General features: G+C 57.6%; 3 protein-coding genes. All 3 read right to left on the reverse strand.

The features are described 5' to 3' along the window. On the reverse strand, positions 1–340 hold a 340-nt coding region (locus ACR0EL_RS22165; protein WP_480502312.1), incomplete at its 3' end, for a type IV secretion system protein. Positions 341–360: 20 nt separating this feature from the next. Next, positions 361–537, reverse strand: coding sequence for a DUF4177 domain-containing protein (locus tag ACR0EL_RS22170; protein ID WP_480502313.1), 177 nt, complete (start codon positions 535–537; stop codon positions 361–363). Beyond that, positions 530–773, reverse strand: a 244-nt coding sequence (locus tag ACR0EL_RS22175) for a P-loop NTPase family protein (protein WP_480502314.1), incomplete at its 5' end; no start/stop codon positions are given. The genes ACR0EL_RS22175 and ACR0EL_RS22170, both read right to left, overlap by 8 nt.

The raw sequence follows: 773 nt of genomic DNA on the forward strand, positions 1-773 counted from the left end.
CAAAGTAGGACGCACCTGCACCACCCCCGCCAAGTCCTGCCACCATGCCGCCCGCGAGCTGGTCGAGCCCGTTGATGAGGGCGCTGGCGACCGAGTTAAATTGGACCCAATTCATAGCAAAGAGGGAGATCAGCATGAGCTTGAGGGCGAACCAGAACGCGGTCCTTCCATCCATGGATTTGTACTGAAACACCATGTTGAGGAAGACGCCTATCACAGCCAACGTCGAGGCTACGGCAATGACGCCGCCGAGCTGACCCGCGACGTTTCCAAAGGTGGTTTGGGCCGCGTCGTCCAGAAAGTTGTCGGTTGTCTCAACCATCCAGGTGACGACGCCCATCGGTTCCTCCTCGGTTGGATTTAGGTGGTGTCACCAGTGCGACGTTTCAGGAATGCCTTCAGGATGTGCTCACCGTCGAAATCCGGCACCACCGACACCAACTCCCAACCATCCTGACCAAGAGCTGTTAGCTGCGCTTCGATCTTCGGTGGCTTAGTTTTGGCGGTGTTGATCAGTCCAATCTTGTATTCAAACATGGGCTGTTTCCTTTGAATGGGCCGGATCAACCGACAGGTAGAATTCGGTGATGCCGCGTGCGCCTTCATGGCGACCGGCTTGGATGATCACATCGATCGAGCGCGTGATGTAGTCGTTCATGTCCTGGTAGGTCATGGGCACGTCGGTTTTCAGGGCGGCGATGGCCAGGCGCTGCACGGCCAGCTGAGGGGTTTCAGCATGGAGCGTGGTGAGTGAGCCACCATGGCCGGTGTTG

Source organism: Ruegeria sp. AH12 (assembly GCF_056541465.1).